Genomic DNA, 23,124 nt, shown 5'->3' with positions numbered 1-23,124 from the left:
CGGTGTCTGCCTGCGCCGGCCGATCAGGAACGTAATTCGGGGCATTGGGGCGCACGCAAGTGCGCATGATGAACTATGGCGCAGAACAGGCCACACAGGCATCGATGCGAAGAGGAACGGCTCAAAGCTCCAGAGCGTCGACGAAGGCCGAAAAAGCAGGTGTCACTGTGCGCCACTCGCAGTGTTGGGGGTTCGACCAGAAGTCGCTGCGCATCACACGAGGATCGGTGGGGTCGGTCCGGTGGTCGAGGGCGAGGGGTATGTCGTCATAGGGGATGCGGTTCACGGCGATGAGGGCCGCCTGCTCGATGTCCAGCCAGGGCGGTTTCGACTGGACCTCACCGGCTGTGCCCCGCACCTCGCGGAAGAGGCCAGAGGAGGGCGGATCGTCGGCGAACACGCCCCGGGCGGGACGTGGGACTTGGGGACGGGGAGGTCGTCAACCGTTGGGTTGAGCACGCGATCAGCGAGACGCCGCGGCACTGGTACTCAGCTCTGGCCGCAGATGTCGGGCCGAAGCGGCGAGAGCTGGGGACGCGTGAGCCAGAGGTTGGAGCTGGCGCGCTACCATCCCCCTGAGCCTGGCTCGGTGTGGCGGCAGGCGATTTGGGGGAGTGGATGGCATTCGCACAACCAAGGCGGATAGATTTCCCGTCTTCGGCGCGATCGCCACGGCTGGCGATTCTGCGCCCTGACCATGGCTTTCTTCGTCTGCTCGATGGCGACCACACCAAGGAAAGATCCTACTCCCAACCCTGCCGTGACTGGCCCGAGGTCAAGTCACACCTCGCGATCCTGCTTGCTCCTGCCGACCAGCAGGGTGGCGAAGGTGGCCGGGAGCAACCGGAGCGGATCTGGGGGCTGGGCATCGTGCGTCCTGCTCGCGAGACCGACCGGGACCGGAAGGTCGTCGTCACCCGTACACGAAGGATTCGAGGCCTGGTGCCTGTCTCGGGGCTCTGGTGCGCCGGCGGTGAGCGGGACGGTGCACTCGCCAGGTCGTTACCGGAAAGCGGTCCTGTCACGGTCGGCGCAGACGCCGTGTTCGCCAATCTCCGGCGGATGTCCCCTGATGTCGAGGCCGAAGTCCAGAGCCTGGTGCCTCTGCTCGACGACGCCGAAGGCTGGAGCGAGGGGGAGCGCCGATGGCGTGATGAGCGTGACGCTCTGTTGCTCTTCGCGAAGGTGGCCGGGTTGACCCCGAACGACTTCGCGCCGGTACGCGGCTGGGACAGGACAGCCGCCCGGGCAGCCTTTATCAGCGGGCTCACCGGGACTGCGGTTCAGCCGATGCTCGACGACATCCGCGGGCGGGCAGCGGAGAGGTTCGGCGGTGTTGGTGAGACCGTCGTCCAGGCGTTCGCGAGCGGCAAAGGCCGCCAAAGCTATGACTTCGAGGCCACGTCGATAACCGATCGGCGGGTGGTCGACGGCGGGGAGGGCTCCCTCGACGCCTACTACTACCACGTCGCCACCCGGATGCTCGTCATACTGCGCTACCTGAGTCCTGCCCCGAACGGGCTCTTGTCGTCCGACGCCCGGCACAGTCTGGACGATTTCCACGGCCGTGTTCACCGCCTGCCGAGACCCGCCCGACGCAGCGCCGACGATTACGGCTTGCTTGACGACCCTCTCTTTCTCCGCATTCACGAGCAGGTGCCCTTCACCGCTGCTCTGCACCGGACGAGCGCCGGCGCGATCTACCCCTACGGCCAGATCGCGGCAGCGGTCTCGGCCGCCGCGGTGCGCGGTCTCCCAGCTCTTTCCACCGACATGCTCACCCGCCACCTGGTGCCGACCGACTTCGCCCGCTTGGTGCGCGACGGCTGGTTCGGTGCGCGCGACGTGCCCTTCGAGGCGGCCTTGGACTGGGTGGAGGCCACTGTCGAAACGGTCGGTGTCGCGTTGGTGGTGGTCGACTTCAGCAGTCGGCCGCGTGGCAACGGCTCAGGGATCGGAATGCGGGCTCAGGGCGTCGCATAACACCACCAGTGGGAAGGCAACCATTCATGGCCACCTCGGGGGCGGACACGCCTCGCCAGGTAACGCAGGTCCGCGAGCAACTGCATGAGACATTCGACGGGGTGATAGAGGACAGTGACATCGCCCACTTCCGAGGGGGCAACTACGAACAGCGCTTCCTCTCCCGCGCCCTGGCAGCTCTCGCGGTACGACGCGTGGCCAAATGCAGTGTGGCCGAGGCGGCCCGGTTCGTCACGGACGGCATCGCGGACCAGGGATTGGACGCCATCGCCCCCTTGCCGGAGAGTGGGCAGGCTCTGCTCGTCCAGGCGAAGTGGAGCGACAAGGGCACGGCGACCTTCGACGTGGACGCCGCCAAGGCGATGGTGGACGGCCTGAACCGGATCGAGAACGAGCTGTACGACCAGTTCAACCAGCGTGCCGGCGCCCTCGCCCTGGAGGCCAGGCCGTTCATCGTCAACGAGAGAGCCACCCTGGTCATCGCGCTGATGGGCACCGTGGAGCCCTCTCCGCCCGCACGCGAGGTTCTCGACAACGCTCTCGACGAGTTCAACAAACACGGCGCCCGCTTGAGCGTCGAGGTGCTGTACGCCGCAGACTTCCATGACCAGATCCACGCGGATCTCCGGCCAGAGCCGATCTGCCTCGACGTACGCCTTGACGACTGGTATCAGCAGAAGGGACCGCTCGAGGCCTATCAGGGCACAGTCTCCGCCGAGAGCGTCGCCGAGTGGTACGAGACGCACGGTACCAGCCTGTTCGAGCAGAATCTCCGAGCCCCGCTCGGGACCACTGTCACCAATGCGGAGATCGGCCAGACCCTCACTTCCGATCCCACCAAGTTCTGGCATCTGAACAACGGCATCACCATGATCTGCGATTCGCTCACGGCCAGGCACGAGAGCGCCAAGGCACCGAGGAGCAGGCCGACCACTCTCGCCGTGACCGGGGCGAGCATCGTGAACGGCGCTCAGACGGTACGGGCTGTCGCCAGGGCCATGCACGATGACGGTGAGGCCGCGGCCCACGCCACCCTGAGCATCAAGGTCATCAACACGCATGAGGACCGGGATTTCGGCGTCCAGGTCTCGCAGGCGGCGAACCGGCAGAACGCCATCGAGCAGCGCGACCACATCGCGCTGGAACCCGTGCACCAGGCGATCAAGGCCAACCTGCGCGCCGAACTGCGCAAGCAGTACGTGATCAAGCGGGGCGAGCCGGTCGCCGCGCCCGAGACCGGCTGTTCACTGGACGAACTCGCCCTCGCCCTTGCCTGCCTGCACCCGGATGCAGAACAGGCCGCCCGGGCCGCCAGTTCCACGGAGAACCTCTGGGAGCAGGGTCCCAAGGGCAGCCACACCCTGCTGTTCAAACGCGAGCCCTCTCCCCAGAAGGTGTGGCGTTCCGTGCTCACGCTGCGCGCAGCACGGAGCGCGGTCTACGAACTGGGCAGTGGTCAGAACAGCCGCGAGGCGGCGACCGCGGAGCACGGTGGCTTTCTCGTCACCCACCTGCTCTTCCAGCATCTCGGTGCCACGAGCATCGATGACCCCGACTTCGACTGGGACAGCGAGGTCCTGGAGAAGATCCCCGCCCTCGCACCGGACCTGGTGCGCCGGCTGACGCACCTGATCGTTACTCGTCCCGGGCCGCGTCCCCAGATCAGGACCGCCTTCCAGACCGCGGAGACATGCCGAGAGCTGGCGAAACATGTCCTCGGCGACCTGGCCGACGGCGTCGCCGTTCCCGCACCTCCCGCGAAGGAGCGCAAGCCGCGTCGCCCGAACACTGTGCCGCTCCTGGTCGACCGCCGTGTCATCAAGGACGGAGCCCCTCTCTGGTACAAAGCTCTGAACGAGCCCGAGCGTGACGCCATGGAAGAGTGGCTTGTCGAAGACCATAGGCGAGGCCAGGCGACCTGGGTCAATCACCGGACCAAACCGATCCTGTGGGCGTACGACGAGCAGCAGTACTCGCCGTCCGGGTTGGTGTCGAAGATGTGGGGGGACGCCGACTGGGACGAGCGACCCGTGGCCAATCAGGGAACGGCTCGCTGGTTCCAGCCGGATGGCCTGAGCCTGTGGGATCTGGCTCAGCGCATCCATAGTGAAGAGGCCGAGGACGAGGTCTGACGGCGTGTGCACCGCACCGGCAGGACGTCAGTAGGGGCCTGACCCCTCCGGGCGGTGCAGCCGGGCGAGGAGGTCGGCGATTTCGCGGGTCTCCTCGTGGTCCTCGCCGAGGAGTACGCACATGTCCTCGTGGAGGGCGTCGAGGACACCCTCGGCCTCGGTGCGGCGGCCTTCGGAGAAGAGGAGGACGCCGATGCTGCGACGCAGGTCGAGAGCGGTCTCGGAAGCGTCTCCGTCCGTGTCGGACACGACCTCCAGGACTTCCTGGAACTCCCGCAGGGCGGCGGTGGCCTGGCCGAGGTTGGCCCGGCAGTGGGCTGCGTGCCGGCGGCACTCCAGCGCGCTGTCGCTGGACGGTCCCTCCGTACGGGCGTAGACGGCGGCCAGCGCGTCGAACTCCGGCAAGGCGCGCCGGAAGTCCTCGCCGGCCATGAGGACCGCCGCGCGCTGCCCACGCAGGCCGAGCACCCGGGGGTTGTGCTGGCCGAGGGCGGTGGCCGCCGTGGCGATCGCCGCCTTGAGGACATCCGCGGCCTGGACGAACCGCCCCCTCTCGGCGAGGTCTGCGGACCGGGCGTAGGCGTCCCGGATAGCGTCCCGTAGCGCGGTGTCGACGCGCGCTGGAACCGGCCCCGGAACCGTCGGCTCGGGGGAGGGCGCAGGCGTCGTGGTCCGCCGCAGGGGTGCGTTCGGCTGCCGGTAGACCACCGTCGGGTCGGGAACCGCGGCAGGGGAGCCGCTGTCGGTGAGGGTCACGCAGTCGGCCGCTGAACCCGGCTGCGGCAGGTGCGGCGACAGCCGCTCGTACACCGCGTATGCGTCGGCCGGACGCTGCTCGGGCGCCTTGGCCAGCAGATCGAGGGTCAGCGCCTCCAGGTCCTCCGGCACCTCGGGCCGCGGGGCGCGCAACGGCGTCGGCGGCACGTTCATGTGCTGGTGCATGAGCTGGTAGTCGTTGTCGCCGCTGAAGACCGGCTCACCGGCGAGGAGTTCGTACAGCACGCAGCCGAGTGCGTAGAGGTCGCTCAGCGGTGTGATCTGCGCGCCGTCGATCTGCTCGGGTGGCATGTAGCGGCTGGTACCGATCCGGTTGCCGGTGGCCGTGAGCCGGGTGACGTCCGTGCGCAGCAGCTTGGCGATGCCGAAATCCAGCACCTTGACCGTGCCGTCCGCGGCGATCAGGACGTTGTCCGGCTTCAGGTCGCGGTGCACTACCGGGATTGCGTGGGCGTACGACAGGACCGTGCAGATCTGCGCGGCGATCGACGCGGCCCAGCTCACCGGGAGCCCCACCGCCGCGCCGTCCTCCGCGCCCGTGAGCACCCTGCGCAGGGAGACCCCGCGCACGTACTCCATCACCAGGTACAGCCGGTCGTACGACGCCTCGTCCAGTACCGCGTCGAACACCTGCGGCACCCCGTGGTGGCCGATGCGTGCGGTGACGCGCGCCTCGCGCTCGAAGCGGCGGGTGAACTCCTTCGCCTGCGCGGGTGACGCGACGACATCGGGCCGGATGAGCTTGACCGCGATCTCCCGGTCGAGAACGGCGTCGTAGCCGCGCCAGACCGTGCCCATGCCGCCGGACTCGATCTCCTCGATCAGCTCATAGCGGCCCTGCTCGCCGATTCTCCTCGCCTGCGCCACGTGTTGCGCCCCCGTCGTCCTGATGCCTTGTCAGTCGATCGCAGTACACGGTACCGACTGGCGCCGAGGCGCGTCCTACAGCAGGTGATCGGCCTTGCCGGCCTTGATGTCGGTGATGAGGGTGCGCAGGGCTTCGAGGGAGTCGGTGAGGTAGTGGTCCTCTTGGCCGTTGACGGCTATGTAGCCGTTGCCGTCGGCATCGGTGCCGAGGCGGAAGCAGTTGTTGCCTTCGGCGCAGTAGGGGGTTTCCCACGTGATGACAGGCATGAGGGCTCCTTAGAGTTCGCGGGCGACAGCGTGGATGAGTTCCCGGGATTCTTCGGGGCTCAGAGAGTGTGCATCCATCCAGTCGAGGTGGGCGCGGAATTTGGCGAGTTGGGCGTCGGCATGGAGGAACTCGGGGCCGTGCGTGGAATCCAACTGGACTGTGTCGAGCTGCGGAACGGGGCCTTCGGCATACAGGAGGGCGTGCCCCGCTCCAGGGAAGCCGTCGCAGCTGACGGGGATGATCCGCAGAGTGATGTTGTCGCGCTCGGACATGACCTGTAGGTGGTCGAGTTGGGTCTGGGTGACTTTGCGTCCACCGAACTGCATACGGAGGGCCGCCTCGTGAATGTATCCGATGTACGGAAGTGAGATCGGCTCATCCAGCACCTGCTGTCGATCCATGCGATGCTTCACGCGCAACTCGACCTCCAAACGGGACATGCGCGGCAATCCGGAGTCGAACACCGCGCGGGCGTACTCCTCGGTGTGCAAGAGGCCAGGCAGATGGACGATCTGCCCGGTGAGCAGGCGTTTGGCGTGCCACTCAAGCTCGGCGATGTCGAGCAATCCAGACGGCAAGGTACCGCGGTACTGCTCCCACCAGCCGGGTTCCGCTTCATTGGCCATGACTGCCAAGGCGTCGATGTAACTATCATCAGAGCAGTCGTAGTTGCTGGCCAGCGTCCGCACTCGCTCCGGGTTCGTGATCCGAGTGCCTGCTTCCATGTTAGAGATCTTCGCGCGGTCCAGGCCCAGCAGGCCAGCAGCGTACTGCGTGCTTGCACCTGTTGCGAGGCGGAGTTTGCGCAGTTCAGCGCCAAGTCGCTGTTGGCGTTCTGTGGGTGCACTTCGCATCGACACGCTGTCCTCTCTGCCCGGCGGCCCCGCCAGTCTGCCGGGCTTCGCATGCTTGGTCCAACTCGATCGTGGCAAATTGCCATTGAAGTTGTGGCGCTGCGCCACGGGGAGCCGCTAGCGTTGGGTCACGCGCAAGTTACACACCGCAATGCCGGAAGCGCACCGCGCGAGCATGCCTGCCTGCCTTGGGGCGGGTGTGTTCGCGACCAGGGCGGCAGGCCACCGGCAACCCCAAACCCTTCACACAGCCGTGGAGTTCGCCATGCCCGAGATCCCTCTCGTACCTGCCCACTGGCGCTTCCCCGCTCACCCCACCTCCGTACGGCGGGCCCGGCAGGCCGTCGCCGAGTCGCTGCCGTACGGCCTTCACTCCCGCCTCGGCGACGACCTCGGCCTGCTGACCTCCGAGCTGGTCACCAACGCCATCCGCCACGGCGCCTGCCGGGAGGACGAGGACTTCATCGAACTCGTCCTGTGGCCCGCCGACGGACACTACTGGCTCGCCGTCTCCGACCCGGGTACCGGCAAGCCCGAATTGGTCCGCCCGGAAACGGACTCCGAGAGCGGTCGGGGTCTGATCCTCGTCGACAGCCTGGCCACCGCCTGGACTGTCCGGCCCCGCCCCACGCGCGGAACGTCCGTGATCGCGGGCCTCCCTTTCCGCCAGTTCGGTTGACGGGGCGGGGCCGTCCGCAGGGAGGAGCCAGAAGGCCCGGCGTGCGTGTCAGGCCGCCTCGTCGTCGATGTTCTCCTCCCGGCGGATCATCCGCCAAGCCGCCCGGCGCGCGCTCTGGTTGAGCGACTGCTTGAAGCTGTCGTCGTGGCTGAAGTACTGGCGTCCCATGTCGGCGATGGTGTCGATGTGCTCGGCCATCTTGTCCTCGAAGACCTCGTCGAAGACGAGCCCGAAGTTCTCCTCGTCGTTGACGGCGGCAGCGCGGACCTTCGGGTCCGCCTTTGCCTCGTCGAACGGCGTGAGCACGTCCTGTTCCGTGAAGTCGGTGCCGAACTTGTCGTTGAACTTCTCGATCAGCTCCGACAGCAGCGACTTCTCCTGCTCCTTGGCGCCGCCCGCACCCTCGCCGAAACCGCGCAGCTCCGCCGCTCCCTCCGAGGTCAGCGCGAGGTCGTACTCGCCGGTCTTCTGGATGCGCAGGTGGCTGAGGTCGACGTCCCCTATATCCACGCCGCCGTCCCCGCGCCGCGGCAGACGGTTAAGCAGGTGGCGGCCGTAGAGGTAGAGGCATTCGAGGTCGGCGTCGCGGTAGGGCACGATCTGCGAGAGGAAGCCGTACTTCCGGACGTAGTCGTTGAGGTCCGCGCGGAACTGCTCGGCGGCCTCGGCGCCTTCCTCGTCGGGGTCGCCCGCCTCGTCCTTGCGATCCAGCAGCTCAGTGAACCGTTCGACGGCGGGGCCGAGATGCCGGTACAGCTCCGCGTGCAGCTTCTCCCATCGGGCCACCGAGCCCGCCGCCTTCTCCTCGGCCGCCAGATAGGCGCTGGCGAACTCCCGCATCTCGTCCTCGACGAGGATGTCGGGCTGCATGACCCGGCTCTGTGCCGTGTAGAGGAGGTTGGGATCGGAGGGGAGGGTGTTCGCCTCCTCGAAGTACGGGACGAAGGATGCCTTGATGTCCTCGGTGTCGTTGACGAAGTCCAGTACGGCCAGGTCCGTCTGCGACTTGCGGTCGGCGGTGCGGTTCAGGCGGGAGAGGGTCTGGACGGCGCTGATGCCCGCGAGCTTCTTGTTCACGTACATCGTGGTGAGGAGCGGCTGGTCGAAGCCGGTCTGGTACTTCTCGGCGACGACCAGGATGCGGTACTCGCGCTGTGTCGCCTTCCCGCCGGTGCGCACGGCCTTGTCGTCCTTGCGCGTGTACGCGAACGCCTTCGGCAGCGCGGACTCGGCCAGGCCGCCGTTCTCCTTCGGCTCGGTCGTCTCCTTGCCGTCGTACGTCAGGCTGCCGGAGAACGCGACAAGGACGCCGGGGTCGGCGTACGCGCGGTCGTCGATGTACTTCCTGATCGCACGGGCCATCTGCACGGCGCTGTGCCGGGAGGCCGTCACCACCATGGCCTTGGCACGCCCGCCGAGCCGGCCGGCGGTGTGCGTGCGGAAGTGCTCGACGATCACCTGTGCCTGCTGCGTCACGGTGGAGTCGTGCGTGAGCGCGTACCGAGCGAGCAGCGGATTCGCCTTGGACGGGTCCACCTCGCGCTCGTCCGGGTTCTTGTTCACCAGCTTCCAGTACGTGTTGTACGTGACGTAGGTGCGCAGGGGATCGAGGATGAAGCCTTCCTCGATGGCCTGGCGCATCGAGTAGGTGTGGAAGGGGACGTACGTCGGCTTGCCGTTGACGCTCTCCAGGGTGCCGAAGAGTTCGAGCGTCTTGGCCTTGGGCGTGGCCGTGAACGCGAAGTAGGAGAGGTTGGAGGCCTTGCTGCGCTGGATGGCCTTCCGGCGGAGCTTGGCATCGGTGGCAGCTTCTGCTTCCAACTCAGTCGCTCCGGCCTCGTCGGAGTCCGAGTCCAGGCCCAGGTCACGCAGCGCCGCGCGGACGGCCGTGGCAGCGTCGCCGGACTGCGAGGAGTGCGCCTCGTCCACGATGATCGCGAAGTTGTGGCCCTGGATCTCGGTGGGGTTGCGGCGCAGGTAGTCGATGAGGGCCGGGAAGGTGTGCAGCGTGACCGTGATGATTTTCCCGGTCTCGCGGGACAGCGCCTTGGCGAGTTGGTCAGACTTCGCGCCGTGCTTCTCGTCGATCTTCACGACCAGACCGGCGGTCTTCTCGAAACTGCCGACGGTCTCGCGGAGCTGGGCGTCGAGATTGCGGCGGTCGGTGATGATCACGACCTTGTCGAAGACGGGCGCGCCCGGTTTGAGCCCGGCGGCCAGTGCATCGGGGTCGATCTCGGCGGGGTCGGTGGGCGTGTGCAGCGACGACAGGCGGTGTGCCAGCCAGCCGATGGTGTTCGACTTGCCGGAGCCGGCGGAGGCCATGCCCAGGTAGTTGTGACCGGCGCCGTGGCAGGCCGCGTGGCCGGCGAGCTTCTTGACGATGTCCCACTGGTGGTAGCGCGGGAAGATCAGCTTCTTGCGCGTCCGCCCGTCCGGGCCCTTCTCCTTGCTGAGGTGTACGAATCGCTCGATCAGGTCAAGCCAGGTGTCCCGCTCCCAGATCTGCTCCCAGAGATACGAGGTCGCGTACGTCCCGGGGACGGTGGGCGCCGGATTCCCCGCACCGCCGGGCTTCCCCGGGCCCTCCGACCCGGTGTTGAACGGCAGGAACCGTGTCGGCTTGCCCCGCAACTCCGGCGCGACGAATACCAGGTCCGTGTCGATGGCGAAGTTCGCGATCACGCGCCGTGTGAAGATCAGCTCGGTGGAGTCGCGGTCCGTGCGGTACTGGTCCTTAGCGGCCTCCACCCCCTGCCGCGTGAGGGCGTTCTTCAACTCGGCGGTCGCCAGCGGGATCCCGTTGAGGAAGAGGGTGAGGTCGAGGCGCTTGCCCTTGTCCGCCTGCTTGGCGGCGTACTCCAGCTCCTTGACGAAGGTCAGCCGGTTCTCCCGGTAGTCGTTCAGGACCGCGTCCGAGGCGACGAGCGACGGCTTGAAGTAGGCGAGCCTGATCAGCACGCCGTGGTCCTTCACGCCCTTGCGGAGCACGTCCAGCACGTCGTCGTTCGCGATTGCCTGGTCTACGCGCTTGGCGAACCCGGCCTGGGCGGTGTTGGGATCCCCGCCGTAGAGGGCGATCAGTTCGGCCCATTCGTCGGCTTGGGTCTTGCCGATGAACTCGAAGAGCTGCGCGGTGTCCAGGCCGAGGTGGGGTTGGTAGTGCGACCGGCTTCCTTCACTCCAACCGTGCTCCAGCAAGGCGGCGACTATGGCGTTCCCGAAGGCTGCTTCGTCGTGGACGGGCATGAGCGGCTATTCCCCCCGCTTTCCGGTGACCAGATAGGTGATATCGCGGCAGAACTTGTCGAACGAGGATGAGTTGGCGCGGTCCAGGTCGAGGTTGATGACGTCAGTCAGTGCTGCCTGGTCCACGCGCGGGCGGTACCGCACTCCGTCGCGCCGGTGGTGGGTCAGCCAGCCCTTGCAGTCGCGTAACGTCTCGCTGTTGGCCGGGACCTCCAGGCGCTCGGCGAGCCCTGCCCGGCCGCCGAGCGAAGGTGCTGACGCGAGGAACCACGCCTCGAACTCCCGGTTCGCCAGCACGACGGCCGTCCGGCGGTCCGGGCGGGCGGCCTCGGCCCGGGCCAGGAGCGAAGGGCCGAGGCTGGCCGGGCAGTCGTCGTCGGCGTCGATCACCACCAGGATGCCGCCCGGGTGGTCGGCGGGTACGCGTCGAGCCTGGGCCTCCACGGCGGCTTCCAGACCGCCCGGCCGGACGAGTCGGCCCCGGTCGACCAGAAAGGGCGGCTGGATGTCCGCGTCCCAGATCTGCACCTCGTACATCAGCCTCCGTAGGAGGACGGGCAGTGCGCTGATCTCGCCCTCGCCCTCCACGACGGAGGCGATCGTGACCCTCGGGTGGTTCACTCCTCACCCTCCGGTTGCTCGTCCGGCTCGGCAGGGGCTTCGACGACCGGGCGCAGTTGGTCGGACCGCAGCAGTTCGGCCGTGGTCGCCAGCCCGTCGGCCACGATCGACCGGCTCACCGGGTCCACCTCACCGATCACCGTCACCCCGTGCTCGGCGGCGACCACGCGGATCGCCGACAGGTCGGCCTCCTTGCGGTCGAACAGCTCCGCGCTCTGCGTGGTGGCAAGGACCTGTACGTACTCGCTGGCTTCCGTTAGCGCGTCGTAGAGGGCCCCGGCCGCGAGCGGGTGCAGCGCCAGCTCCGGCTCCTCGACGGCGATGAGCGGAATCCAACCTTCACGGGCATCGGGCTGGAAGAGCGCGGTCAGCAGACCGATCGCGCGGATGGTCCCTTCCGACATGGACTCGGCCCGGAAAACGTGGGGTTCCGTCTCGCCGTCGGTGGCGAAGTTGATCCGCGCCGCGATGTAGTCGGCGGAGGGGTCCGTGGGACCGACCTCCACGACACCGGGCACGATCACCCCCAGGTACTGCGAGACACGCTCACGTTCCTGCTCCTCGAGCGCGGCCAGAGCCGGGCCGAGGTCGCCGCCGTCCTCGCCCAGGGCTCCGGCGGTCGGAGTGTTCGGGCTGGCTTTGCGGAGATTGGCCAGGTCAGGGCTGTAGAAGAACATCTCCGTGAGAGCCGCGAAAAGGTCAGCGAACGGCTCGCCCTCACTCAGGTGTGAAAGTTGCAGTCGCTTCTGGCGACGCCCCCTCCCGGTGCGGTCGCGCATCATGAAGTGCTCGGCATTCGCCCGGCCCCCGACGCCCAGGCGACGCATTTCGCACAACTCCCGCTGGATACGGACACCAGGCCCCGCATCTCGCCCCGTCTCGGGGACGGTCTGCTGCGCGAGGGTGATCTCGTACCGCCCCACCCAGGGCTTGGCGTCAGGGGTGATGTCCGGCAGGTGGAATTCCAGACCGATCGTGCAGGAGGTCGCCGGCTCAGGGACCCGGCGCAGCACCTCTTCCCATCCGCCGCGCGCTGCCACGGCCTCGGCTGGGCCGTTCACCAGGGCGTCACGCACGAAGCGCAGGGCATCGAGGAAGTTCGACTTGCCTGCGGCGTTCAGCCCGAGCAGGACGGTGAACCGGCCGAGAGTCACGTCGCAATGAGCGATGGATTTGTAGTTGTCGACTTGGACACGGGTGATGAACGGCATCGGGCGGTGAGGCGCGGCGGGACTCATGGGGCGATCATTCCTCGATCCCTCGCCCGCTGGCGGTGGACACGTCGATCTGGCCGGTGACGGCGGCGGTGATCAGAGCTTGGCGGCGCTCTATCGCGAGCGCATTTGATCTATCTACCGCAATCCGGAGCGGGCGGGCGGATTTGATCCACTCGCCGATCTCCTGTTGTTCCTTGAAGGAAACATCGGGGATTGGGATCCGTCCGAATAGATTCCAGTTGCGAAAATCGACCGCTCTCTCTCGTGTACTAGTGGCGAATGGCCCCAGGTATTCGGACAATGCGAGAATGCGTAGCAGCCTTCCATAGAAGAGTGAGTCTCCACCGTTCCGAGGGATGCACACGTGGTATACCGGGCTGCAGTTGCCAGCTGCCTCAGACGTGCCGATTGCTCCTGCAAAACCATCGAGGCCGTGAATTACTATATCTCCCCGGTCGACGCGTTGCCCCTGCGCTTCGGTTGTCGCCGAGACCGTGTACCCCTCCGCCCGTCTCAAAGATCGAGCTGTCACCTGGCCATCCCTATAAGCAGTGATCACTTCACCGTCGGCAATCGGCGGTCGGACAACTTTAGTCAGCAGTTTATTGATCTCTCGCACAGGAGAGCCTGAGTGGATGTCGTTTAGCTGGCTGGCGCCGACATGACCGAGAATCCTGCTTGCAATTTTCTCGTCGAGGAGATGCAGGAGTCGACGTGTCTTATGAGTGAAGGCGTCGATTTTTTCGGTCTCGCTGTCGAGGAAGTCGGCAATGCGGCGCTGATTTGCCAGGGTGGGCAACGCTACGGGCAACCCCAGAACGATCTCGGTGTTCAGGTTTTCCATCGTGCTGCCCACGGATTGCTTCTGGAAGTAGCTGTAGGTCTGCAAATTCTGCAAGGCATAGCCGGCGAATCGGTAATCGAGCCGGTTTTGGTTTATGCGCACCCTGATGGAGCCTGTGCCGCATAGCCAGCCTTCAGCTGACTTCGTGACGATCGCGGACCGGCCCAGTTCCCCGCGTCGCGCGAAAATAATGTCACCAGAGAGTAGGCGGTGTACGGCCAACCTTGCGGCCGTTTCCACACTCACTGTGGAGTTCCTATCCGGTACCAACTTCCCATCTTTTATATTGGACGGATTAATGACGGGGATGCCGTCCGTAATGTATTGGTCGGAGTGAAGTTGGGATCCGAATGGGCCGGTCTGCGCGCTGGTGGCGAGAAATTTCAGAGGAATAGTGGCCCAGCTCACTTGGTCACCTCCCCCAGCAGTGCCTGGATCTCACTTTCCAGAGCCTTCAAGTCCGCGTCGATCTCCGCCAACGGCCGCGGCGGCTTGTACACGTAGAAGTGCCGCGTGACCGGGATCTCGTACCCCACCTTCGTTTTCGTGTGGTCGATCCACGCGTCCGGGACGTGCGGCAGAACCTCCCGCCGCAAGTACTCCTCCACGTCCTCCCCCAGCGGTACGTTCTCGTAGTCCCGCAGCTCCGGGTCCGGTTCCGGCTGGCCCTTGGCCTTCTGCTCCTCACCTTCCGGGTCTCGGACGCCGACCGCCTCCCGCAGCGCCTTGCTGAACGGCGCACCCGTCGGCCACAGCAAACCGGCCGCGACGACCGCGTCCTTGAGGTCGATCCACGCGTCGGACTTCGTCGTCCAGGACTTCCCGACTAGCGGGCGCAGCGCCGCCACGAACGCCTCAGCATCCGTCGCCCGTGCGATCGGCTTCGACGCCGTGATCGCAGACAGCGTCTCCTCCGTCACCTCAAACCGCAGCTTCAGCGGCCGTTCGACGGTGATCCGGCGATATCCGAAGTCCTCGTTGCGGAAGACTTTGATCTTCCCGGCCCGGTCGGCCAGGTCGTGGCCGCTGCCCCTCTCCGCCGCGTCAACGACGGCCAGCGCATCCGTGTACAGCCGCGTGATCTCGGAGATGTGTTGATCGCTCAGTTCCTTGCGCTTGTCGCCGAGGGACTTTCGCATCTTCTGCCAGTAGTCGCGCGCGTCCAGCAGGACGACCTTGCCGCGCCTGTCCCTGGCCTTGCGGTTGCTGAGCACCCAGAAGTACGTGGAGATGCCGGTGTTGTAGAAGAGCTGGTCGGGCAGGGCGACGATGCCCTCCAGCCAGTCGTGCTCCAGGATCCACTGCCGGATCCTGGACTCACCCGACTCCGCCGCCCCCGTGAACAGCGGGGAGCCGTTGAAGACGATCGCGATCCGGCTGCCGCCCGCCCCCGACGCGTCCACCGGCTTCATCTTCGAGATCATGTGCTGGAGGAAGAGCAGCGAGCCGTCATTGATACGCGGCAGGCCGGCCCCGAACCGCCCGCTCTCGCCGAGGCGTTCGTGCTCGTCCTCGACCGCGTCCTTGACCTTCTTCCACTCCACGCCGAACGGTGGGTTGGCCAGCAGATAGTCGAAAGTGGTGGGCGTGTTCTTGTCCCTCCTGGAGTCGTCACGGCTGAAGCCGTCCTGGCTGAACGAGTTGCCGAACTTGATGTTCTCCGGGTCCTGGCCCTTGATCATCATGTCCGACCGGCAGATGGCCCACGACTCGGGGTTGAGTTCCTGGCCGAAGACCTTGACCGTGGCATCCGGGTTGAGAGCAGTGATGCGCTCCTCGGCCGCGCTGAGCATGCCGCCGGTCCCGCAGGCCGGGTCCATGACCGTGCGGACGGTGCCCGGCAGGGCCAGCGCGTCGCTGTCCGGTGCGACGAGCAGGTTGACCATCAGCCGGATGACTTCCCGGGGCGTGAAGTGCTCACCGGCCGTCTCGTTGGACTGCTCGGCGAAGCGCCGGATCAGCTCCTCGAAGATGTAGCCCATCTGGTGGTTGGAGACGATCTCGACCGGCTTGCCGTCCTCGCCGAGCACGACTTTGCCGTCCGCGTCCCTCTTCACCGGCCGCAGGTCGAGGTCAGCGAACCGTCCCACCACCTGGTACAGCAGGTTCGCCGTCTCCAGCCGCTTGATCTGCTGGGCGAAGTCGTACCGCTCCAGGACCTCCCGGGCGTTGGGGGAGAAGGCGCCGTAGTACTCGTTGAGGTACTTCGCTACGTGTGAGGCGTCGCCCGCGATGGCCTTCAGCGTGTAGGTGCTGGTGTTGTAGAAGCTGTGGCCGGACGCTATGCGCAGGAAGCGGTCGGGGTTGATGTCCTGGCCCTGGTAGCGGGCGGCGACCTCCAGGACCTTGTCCTTGGTCGGTGCGAGGACACACTCCAGGCGCCGCAGCACGGTGAACGGCAGGATCACCTTGCCGTAGTCGGACTGCTTGTAGTCGCCACGCAGGAGATCCGCGACCGACCATGCGTGGTTCGCCAGTTCCGTGTGCTTACTGCTGTTCAACGGAGTCCTTCCAGTGTTCGCCGTCCCAGCGGGACGAAGACGTCAAGTCTGGCCGTACGCGGTGCCGGGCCGCACGTTTCACGCCGAGCCGTGACCATCCGGCAACAGCGCGCCGTCGGTGAGGCCGGTGCCGAGGAGACGTGTGACGTCCTCGGCAGCCTGCTCGGCACGTCGGGCGGCGGTACGCAGTTCATGCAGGCGGCGGAAGGCGGCGCCGTAGCGCTGCTGTTCGGCGAGCGGGAGCAAGGGAACGCGCAGGCGTCGCGGGTCCACCCGGACGAGGGATGTGCCGGTGGCTGCGGCGTTGACGTTCTGCTCCGCTGCGAGGAACCCGGCGAGGAACCACGGGTCGAGCCGACGCCGGTCCGGGCGGAACAGCAGCAGGTGGGGTCCGAGGAAGCAGCCTGCCTCGCCCGGCTCGACGACCCGGGCCATGGCCGTGCGTCCCACGCGGAGGATCTCTGTGAGAAGCACGTCACTTCCCTCGACCAAGGGGAGGGTGACGCCGGTGGGAAGGTCCGCTTCCGTTCCGGAGGCGGGCCGGTTCTCGAAGACGTCGGCAGCCGTGAGCGCCGGTCGTGGGCCAGGTTCTGCTTCGGGCTGAGGCTGCGGTTGGCCGCTACGGGTCCGGCGGCCCGGGGGCGCCGTGTGGAGCAGACTGAGAGCGCCGCCGCGCAGAAGGTCCGCAACCGTTGCGGTGCGCCAGTCGCGGGGCCGGTCGTCGGCCGGCGGCCAGTCGCCGTCGGTGCTGAGGTCGACCAGGTCTGTTGCCCCTTGACGGAGTTGGTCGTACAGCTCCGATGCCTGCCGGGCCAGCAGGGCGGGGCGGAGGGCTTGCCTGGAAGCCGTCCGGATGCGGCGGGCCGGGGTCAGGTCCACGGCCTCGTCCAGGAGGTCGGTGACCGGCATGGCGGCGGCGGTACCTGGGGCTCCCGTGAAGTCGCCCTGATCGGCGAGGTATGCCCGCCACGCCGAGAGCACGGTGTCGTTGACGGCGACCCAGTCGAGATCTCGATTCTCGGCGGCGGCATCGACGAGCAGGACCGTCCCCGGGGCTTCAGCCTGCGGATCGGGCCGTTCGAGCACCCACAGGTGCAGGCCGATGTGGAGCGGGGTGGCCGCGCCTTGGGGAAGCGAGACGACCGCGCGGAGGGCTCCGTCGCGTACGAGCTGAGCCCGGATGCGCCGGCCGGCGGTGCGCTCCGCCACGGCGGGGGGCATGAGCAGTACGGCACGGCCGCGGGGGGTGAGGTGGGCCAGGCAGTGCTGGACCCAGGCGAGTTCGGGCTCGCCCTTGGGCGGCACGCCGTAGGCCCAGCGTTGGTCGTACGCCAGATCGTCGTGCCCCCAGTCACGGACTCCGTACGGGGGATTGCACAGGACGGCGTCCGCGGTGAGGCCCTTGAAGGCGTCGGAGCGCAGACTGTCCCCCGTATGTACGGAGATCGCCGCCTCGGGGGCGTTCAGCCGGAGCCGCACGGCGGCCTGGGCGGCCTGGGCGACCAGCACGTCCTGGCCGTGCAGTTCGCTCGCGCCCGCGGATGCCGCTGCGGCAAGCAGCGATCCGGTGCCGCATGCGGGGTCGAGAACGCTTGCGGGGAAGGCACCCGCGCTCTCGGTCAGGAGCCGGGCCATGAGGGCGGCCAAGGGGCGCGGTGTGAGGTAGGTGCCGGTGCCCCCCGTGTCCTCCAGCAGGCGTTCGGCCAGGACATCCGTCGCGGCCTCGGCGCCATCCGTGACGACGCACCGCAACAAGGCCCTCAGCGGCTCGGCCGCCTCGGGTGCGTACGCGGCGTCCTCGGTTCCCGGGATGTCCTGGGCTCCGACGTCCGCAGCTGACCGGACCCATCGCAGCAGTGCGTCGTCACGCAATTCGGGAAGGGCTTCGCGCTCTCTCCGGTCCAGCCGGGCAGCCGCGAGCACCACAGGGAGCAGGTGCAGGGCCAGTACGCCGTCGCCGGGGTGGGTGCGCAGCGCGGTGCGAAGCCGGTCCGCTGGTGTGTCCTCAGGGAGTTGGCCACGGGCGGAGAGCCAGGCGCGTACGGCGTCGAGGTCGTAGGTGGGGCTGGTGTCCGTGCCTCCCGCAGGGGCGGGGAAATCCGGATGCCGACGACGCCAGTTGCTCACTGTGGCGCGGGTGACTCCGGCCAGCCGCGAGATGTCGGCGGCGGTCACGTGGGCACTGGCCTGCTGGTTCATGGGCTCCTGCCGGGTGACGTGGGGCGGGCGTGCTGGACGGCTTCACTCTATACCGACACTCAACCGCTGTGAAGCATTTGACAGTGCTTTCAGTTGACGCTCTACTGGTTGTGCTTTCACTCGGCTTCCCGGCTTCCCCGGGTCTCCCGGGCTTCCCCCTGCCCACAACACGTCGATTCGAATGGAGCGGCACCATGGCCACCAGCACTTCCGGGACGTCCAAGCGCACCCTGTACCGGCTCACGGGTGTCGCTCCCACGGTCGACGCGATGTTCGGCGTCCTCGACCCCACCCGACTTGACGCCGTCGGTGCGGAACTGGACTTCCCGGGGGAGTGGTTGGGCGTTCCGGCGCTGCTGGTCACGGGCAGCTTCGCGCAGCCGGTGGCGAGCTGGTGCGGCGAGATCAACCGCACGACCGGGTGCGAGGTGTCGCGGCCGGTGAACCGGTCGGCCGGGCTGCTGATGCTCGCGGTCGACGGCGAGGTGTACGCCATCGGCTACGACCAGGGCTTCCGCCTGGTGCCCGACCGGGTCAAGGATCGGCGGTTCGGACTGGGTTTCGTGATCCGCAGGGTGGACCCCGCCCAGATCCGGGACCTGGTCTCCCATACGCCGGGCGGCGGCCGGACCGACATCACCCTGGTGCCCGGCGGCGCTCCGGTCTGGAGCCTGGGTGTCCAGGAGCACGCGCAGATCGTGCGGCGGCTGGGCGGCCGGCTGGACGGGATCGAGCTCACGATCGCTCAGGACGACCGTACGAAGATCTCCAGCGTCGAGGGTGGTACCGGGCTGCGGATGCGCCTCGGCATCGACGCCGTGGACCTGGTCGCGGACATCCGGGCCATCGCCCGTGTCCTTCGGGACCAGGCCCCGGCTCCGGAACTGGAGTTCGTCGAGCACATCGTCCCGGTCAAGGGCGCCGACCTCGTCACGCGGCTGGAGGAGCGGCTCGACGACATGCTGGGCGAGGTACCGGACGGACGTATCGCAGTCGCCGTCCCGTCCGATCACTGGGACGACTACGGCGCCGCCCAGGCGTTTGCCACCAAGGTGCACAGCCCGGAGGCGCGCCTCACCGACGACTTCAGCCTGGAGTATGTCCTGAACCGGGCCCGCGTGCAGAGGGCGGGAACGCGCTTCACCGCGCTCCGGGATGGCACTGTCACCCTCTACGCGCACACCCGGGCGGAGAAGGGTGACGTCATCTGGGCGTCGAGCGTGCTGCGGTGGATAGAGGCACAGGTGACGCTCGGCGCCCGCCGGTTCTTCCTGCTGGACGGGCAGTGGCACGAGATCGGTGAGGCGTACCTGGAGGCGATCCGTTCGCAGGTGGAGCGGCTCATCACCGACACGCCCTCGGTCGACCTTCCGGCCTGGGTGCTCGGGGACAAGGAGCGGGACTATAACGAGTCGGTGCCCGACCTGCGGCCCGGGTACGTCTGCTTCGACCGTGACAACGTCCGGACCGCGCTGCACCGGGGCAACGGCGTGGAGATCTGCGACCTGCTGAGCCCGGACGACGTCCTGGTCATGGTGAAGCGGGCCAAGGGCTCCGACGCGCTGAGCCATCTGTTCGGCCAGGCTGTCGTCGCCGTACAGACCCTGCTGCACTCGCCGGAGGCCGGGGACGGCTTCGCCCGGAAGGTGGCTGCGGCCCGGCCCGGTCGGCCTCTGCCGGAGGGTTTCCGGCCGTCGAGGGTCGTCTTTGCGATCCTGCTGAAGGACGGCGCCGCCCTCACCGCCGACACGCTGTTCCCGTTCTCCCAGGTCACCCTCGTGCAGACGGCCAAGATCCTTGAGGCCTGGCGTGTCGAAGTCGAGGTCATCGGGATCCAGGCCACGGCGGCGCCTCCGAGCCGGGCGGGAATCCGCCACCTGGCCGCGTAGCGGGGGCCTCAACACACATCTAAAGAGGACGAATCGGAGGCAGGCGACACCGAGTGATGAAATGGCCGTGACAACCATCGGCTGACGCGAGCCCCGGAGTGACCGGGGCTTCCGTCGTGTTGAGGCGGCGATCCCTGAACTTTCCAGATGGGCCGGAAAAGCCCGTTGCTGGGCTTAGGCCGGCCTGCGGATCATGTCATGTGTGCCGGACTGGACTGATCTCATAAGTCAAGCGCTCAGCGCCTTACTGGGGACTGTCGTCGGTGGAGCGATCACCGTATTCGTTGCCCGCTGGCAGACTGCCAAGACGATCAACGCACAGACTCAACTAGCGGCTGAGCAACATGCTGCCAGTGTTCAACTGGCGCGCGCTGGGAGGGAGCGGGAGAACTCGGCGGTCGCAGCCAAGCAGCTTCTTGAACACTTGGCCGACCTCTATGCCTGGTTGCCCTCACTGCCTGACGTATCCCTTGAGAATCCCAGGCTGAGTGAGCATGCGCGGGCGCGGTGCACTGAGGCGATGGAGTCCGTCCGCTGTGGGATGTTCACCGAACTCTTCTCGATCACGGACGCCGGGATGCGTGAGCGGTACCGAGCGTTGGTACGCCTCGTCTACGACGCGGGGTGGCGTGGGGCAGGAGGCCAGCATCCTGAACAGCTCGTTCGAGATGTGCGCAATTACCTGCGCTATGTGCAGGTGTCTCTCGGGTCCGTCATTGATGGCAAACCTCTACCTGTCCGCGAAGAGCCTCCAGCCCTCGATCGAGACTCACCTGCCGTCTGGCTGCCATCCAGTTCTTCGGCGATCTGGGGCGACCTTGCCGACGGCAGCTGAAGAAGGAGGCAGCGCAGAGACCGCTCTCAAACCGCGTCTGACCTGCGCATGGGCCCTCGAGATCATCACGTGGATATTTGTGTGATCATTGTCATCGGGCTACTTCGGCGGCATCCGGCTGCGGATACGCCAAGACCCCGCATCCAGCGTCTTGGCTGATGGCGGGGTCTTCTGACGCTTCAGGTGAAGTGCCCCCGGCAGGATTCGAACCTGCGTACACGGCTCCGGAGGCTCCGTGTATCTCGCGCGTCTCCGCAGGTCAGGGGGCGGCTAGCACTCCGCAAGGTCGCGCGTGTCCACGAATGGGCCGCGACGCGAGAAACCTGCTTCCGTCGACGACGTCACCGTCCTTTGTGTTGATGGTCCGAGTTTCCAGGGATGACGACTACCTGTCGGTCTTGGCCGGCGAGGCGGCCCAGAGCGACAGGTCGCGCAGGACTGAACGCAGACGCCCAGTGCCACCGCAGGCTGCCGCCCTGTTACGCCCCGTACTCGCGCAACAGGTTGATCATATTGCGAATCTTCTGGATAGCGTCATCCGGGAGAGGATCTGGATTGAAGTGCATCAGGTCATTCCTGATGATGCGAATCTCGTCCAGGCGTTTGCCAAACACCTTGCGGTCGAGCGGCCAGCCGAGTTGATCCCATAGTGTGGGGTTTTCCAGAACGCGCTGGTAATCGCCAATCGACAGGTCATCGAATGAACTGACGCCCCGCTGGCCTTGGGGGTCGCAGTGGTTTTGCACTTCGGACAGCTCGAAGTTTCGCATGATGACCCGGCGAAGACGTTGGTCTAGCTCGCCGATCAGGAAGAACGGGCTTGCGAGCGAGCCGTATGCCGCTGCTACGTCGCTGGCTGTGACGATTCCTGCGATCTTCTGCGTCTGATCCTTGACCAGTACGAATTCAAATTCCGCCAGGGCCGGCAGGATGTCGATGAGATCGTGGTCGTAGGAGATTTCACGGGCGGGGATGATCGCGTCGGAGAACGTTGCGTCAGGCTTGGCGTGCCGAGCGCGAGCGATTGACTTCCACGTGACTGCGCCTCGGAGATTCCTGCCGCTGATAACAGGAATTTGAGAGTAGTCGTTTATGACCATCAGCGTGATGGCCTGCTCGTATGTTGCGTCGGGTGGGACGCTGATGACTTCGGAGAGCGCAGACGGGAGGTTGCCCACTGTCAGTCCTGTCTCCGGCTCGTCTTCATCGTCGAGAGCAGACTTGTCGACAGTCAGGGGGCTCGGCGGTGTGTCCTCGTCGGTGCCGTCCTCCTCCTTTTGGGCTGTCGTGACCAGTTGCACGGTCGAGTCGAAGTGGACCTTCTCGAAGTTCGGAAGGGTGGTGAGGCTGTGATTGGCAAGCTCCGCTTCGATCTGCTTGGTGATCAGGTAGCCGCGCCGCAGTGCGCCCCACCATCCGATGAACTCGCGAACGGTAAGGGTCGGTGGCTTTCCCGTATCGACCAGCTCGCGGGCGCGCTTGAGCTGTTCATGCCGCTCGGCTGGAGTGAACAGCTCGTTCCCAGCCTCGGCTTCACTCGGTGTCTCCGAGGCTTGCTGGGCGGCTTCGTCGAGTAACTGCTGGCGCAGTTGATCCAGTGTTCTGCCGTCATCGAGCGTCCAGGCGTGCCAGCCATCGAATGATCCTCCCCCAACGGCTGCGATGGCAGCTCGTGATGGAGATCGAAAGAGCTGGCCGTCGGACAGTTGCACCTTCCCGTTCGCCGCCAACTCCGCGTGGTGCTTCTCGCCCCTGCGGGGGCGTTCAAAGGTCAGCTTGGCCCCTGCGTTGAGGTAGCCCGCTTCCAGCAGGTCGCCGACTGTCACTCGGCGTCCTTCCAGGAGATACGACTCCCGCCCCATCTGCCCCACCTCGCCTTAACCTGGACCTCTAGGTGTATCCCTGCGTACTGTCCGTGACACATCATCGCGCATGTGCTGCTGATGAGTTCGGAGCATGTGCCTACAAGAGTCCCTGATGAACGACGACAGCCGGGGACCGAGCAGTGCAGTCCAAGTGCTGGCCATGGCAACGCGATCCCTGGCATGGGACTGCATCGTGCGGCGCAGTGCTGCGCATGCAAAAGGACCCCGGTCTCAGCGCTTCCGCTGGTGACGGGGTCCATCAGGCACTCGCGTGAGTGCCCCCGGCAGGATTCGAACCTGCGCACACGGCTCCGGAGGCCGTTGCTCTATCCCCTGAGCTACGG

16 protein-coding genes and 1 tRNA gene are annotated in these 23,124 nt (G+C 66.6%); 5 read left to right on the top strand and 12 right to left on the bottom strand.

Annotated features, from left to right (window positions below):
• Positions 1–121 precede the first annotated feature (121 nt).
• A complete protein-coding gene (locus CCN51_RS09395; RefSeq protein ID WP_014176409.1) occupies positions 122–400 on the bottom strand; it encodes a hypothetical protein in 279 nt (92 codons plus the stop codon).
• A 218-nt stretch (positions 401–618) separates the two neighbouring features.
• Between CCN51_RS09395 and CCN51_RS09390 the strand changes: the two genes are divergently transcribed.
• Both CCN51_RS09390 and CCN51_RS09385 read left to right on the top strand, forming a co-directional pair.
• Complete coding sequence (locus CCN51_RS09390) at positions 619–1,983, top strand: hypothetical protein (RefSeq protein ID WP_143675758.1); 1,365 nt, start codon at positions 619–621, stop codon at positions 1,981–1,983.
• 26 nt (positions 1,984–2,009) lie between these two features.
• Entirely contained in the window at positions 2,010–4,115 is a 2,106-nt protein-coding gene (locus tag CCN51_RS09385; protein ID WP_014176407.1) for an AIPR family protein, read from the top strand.
• 27 nt (positions 4,116–4,142) lie between these two features.
• On the opposite strand, the gene CCN51_RS09380 is transcribed toward CCN51_RS09385, so the two are convergent.
• From CCN51_RS09380 to CCN51_RS09370, 3 genes are all read right to left on the bottom strand, one after another.
• On the bottom strand, positions 4,143–5,759 hold the full coding sequence (locus CCN51_RS09380; RefSeq protein ID WP_014176406.1) for a serine/threonine-protein kinase: 1,617 nt from the start codon (positions 5,757–5,759) through the stop codon (positions 4,143–4,145).
• 75 nt (positions 5,760–5,834) lie between these two features.
• On the bottom strand, positions 5,835–6,026 hold the full coding sequence (locus CCN51_RS09375; RefSeq protein ID WP_014176405.1) for a hypothetical protein: 192 nt from the start codon (positions 6,024–6,026) through the stop codon (positions 5,835–5,837).
• Positions 6,027–6,035: 9 nt separating this feature from the next.
• On the bottom strand, positions 6,036–6,881 hold the full coding sequence (locus CCN51_RS09370; protein ID WP_043486770.1) for a helix-turn-helix domain-containing protein: 846 nt from the start codon (positions 6,879–6,881) through the stop codon (positions 6,036–6,038).
• Positions 6,882–7,146: 265 nt separating this feature from the next.
• Here CCN51_RS09370 and CCN51_RS09365 point away from each other — a divergent pair, with 265 nt between their 5' ends.
• On the top strand, positions 7,147–7,560 hold the full coding sequence (locus CCN51_RS09365; RefSeq protein WP_014176403.1) for an ATP-binding protein: 414 nt from the start codon (positions 7,147–7,149) through the stop codon (positions 7,558–7,560).
• A gap of 48 nt (positions 7,561–7,608) precedes the next feature.
• On the opposite strand, the gene CCN51_RS09360 is transcribed toward CCN51_RS09365, so the two are convergent.
• From CCN51_RS09360 to CCN51_RS09335, 6 genes are all read right to left on the bottom strand, one after another.
• Positions 7,609–10,809, bottom strand: coding sequence for a type I restriction endonuclease subunit R (locus CCN51_RS09360; RefSeq protein ID WP_014176402.1), 3,201 nt, complete (start codon positions 10,807–10,809; stop codon positions 7,609–7,611).
• A 6-nt stretch (positions 10,810–10,815) separates the two neighbouring features.
• Positions 10,816–11,430 (bottom strand): DUF4276 family protein, encoded by a 615-nt coding sequence (locus CCN51_RS09355; RefSeq protein WP_014176401.1) that lies wholly within the window; start codon positions 11,428–11,430, stop codon positions 10,816–10,818.
• Positions 11,427–12,668: an AAA family ATPase gene (locus CCN51_RS09350; RefSeq protein ID WP_106436366.1), complete on the bottom strand. Its 1,242-nt coding sequence runs from the start codon at positions 12,666–12,668 to the stop codon at positions 11,427–11,429. The genes CCN51_RS09355 and CCN51_RS09350 overlap by 4 nt, the downstream gene beginning before the upstream one ends.
• Positions 12,669–12,675: 7 nt before the next feature.
• On the bottom strand, positions 12,676–13,899 hold the full coding sequence (locus CCN51_RS09345; protein WP_014176399.1) for a restriction endonuclease subunit S: 1,224 nt from the start codon (positions 13,897–13,899) through the stop codon (positions 12,676–12,678).
• Complete coding sequence (locus CCN51_RS09340; RefSeq protein WP_014176398.1) at positions 13,896–15,992, bottom strand: type I restriction-modification system subunit M; 2,097 nt, start codon at positions 15,990–15,992, stop codon at positions 13,896–13,898. The genes CCN51_RS09345 and CCN51_RS09340 overlap by 4 nt, the downstream gene beginning before the upstream one ends.
• Positions 15,993–16,070: 78 nt before the next feature.
• Positions 16,071–18,191, bottom strand: a complete 2,121-nt coding sequence (locus tag CCN51_RS09335) for an N-6 DNA methylase (protein WP_014176397.1) — start codon at positions 18,189–18,191, stop codon at positions 16,071–16,073.
• 194 nt (positions 18,192–18,385) lie between these two features.
• On the opposite strand from CCN51_RS09335, the gene CCN51_RS09330 reads away from it, so the two are divergent.
• Together CCN51_RS09330 and CCN51_RS54260 are read left to right on the top strand one after the other, a co-directional pair.
• Positions 18,386–20,080: a TIGR04141 family sporadically distributed protein gene (locus tag CCN51_RS09330; RefSeq protein ID WP_014176396.1), complete on the top strand. Its 1,695-nt coding sequence runs from the start codon at positions 18,386–18,388 to the stop codon at positions 20,078–20,080.
• Between the two features lie 202 nt (positions 20,081–20,282).
• Positions 20,283–20,915, top strand: a complete 633-nt coding sequence (locus CCN51_RS54260; RefSeq protein WP_143675757.1) for a hypothetical protein — start codon at positions 20,283–20,285, stop codon at positions 20,913–20,915.
• A 189-nt stretch (positions 20,916–21,104) separates the two neighbouring features.
• Here CCN51_RS54260 and CCN51_RS54840 read toward each other — a convergent pair.
• Positions 21,105–21,183, bottom strand: a tRNA-Ser gene (locus tag CCN51_RS54840).
• Between the two features lie 211 nt (positions 21,184–21,394).
• A complete protein-coding gene (locus tag CCN51_RS09325) occupies positions 21,395–22,777 on the bottom strand; it encodes a CBS domain-containing anti-phage protein (protein WP_043486768.1) in 1,383 nt (460 codons plus the stop codon).
• Positions 22,778–23,124: the final 347 nt, after the last annotated feature.

Origin of the sequence: Streptomyces milbemycinicus (assembly GCF_002154605.1) — a bacterium.
Lineage (GTDB): Bacteria > Actinomycetota > Actinomycetes > Streptomycetales > Streptomycetaceae > Streptomyces > Streptomyces milbemycinicus.
The sequence above is the reverse complement of the archived record's forward strand: the minus strand, read 5'-3'. Positions and strand labels throughout refer to the sequence as shown.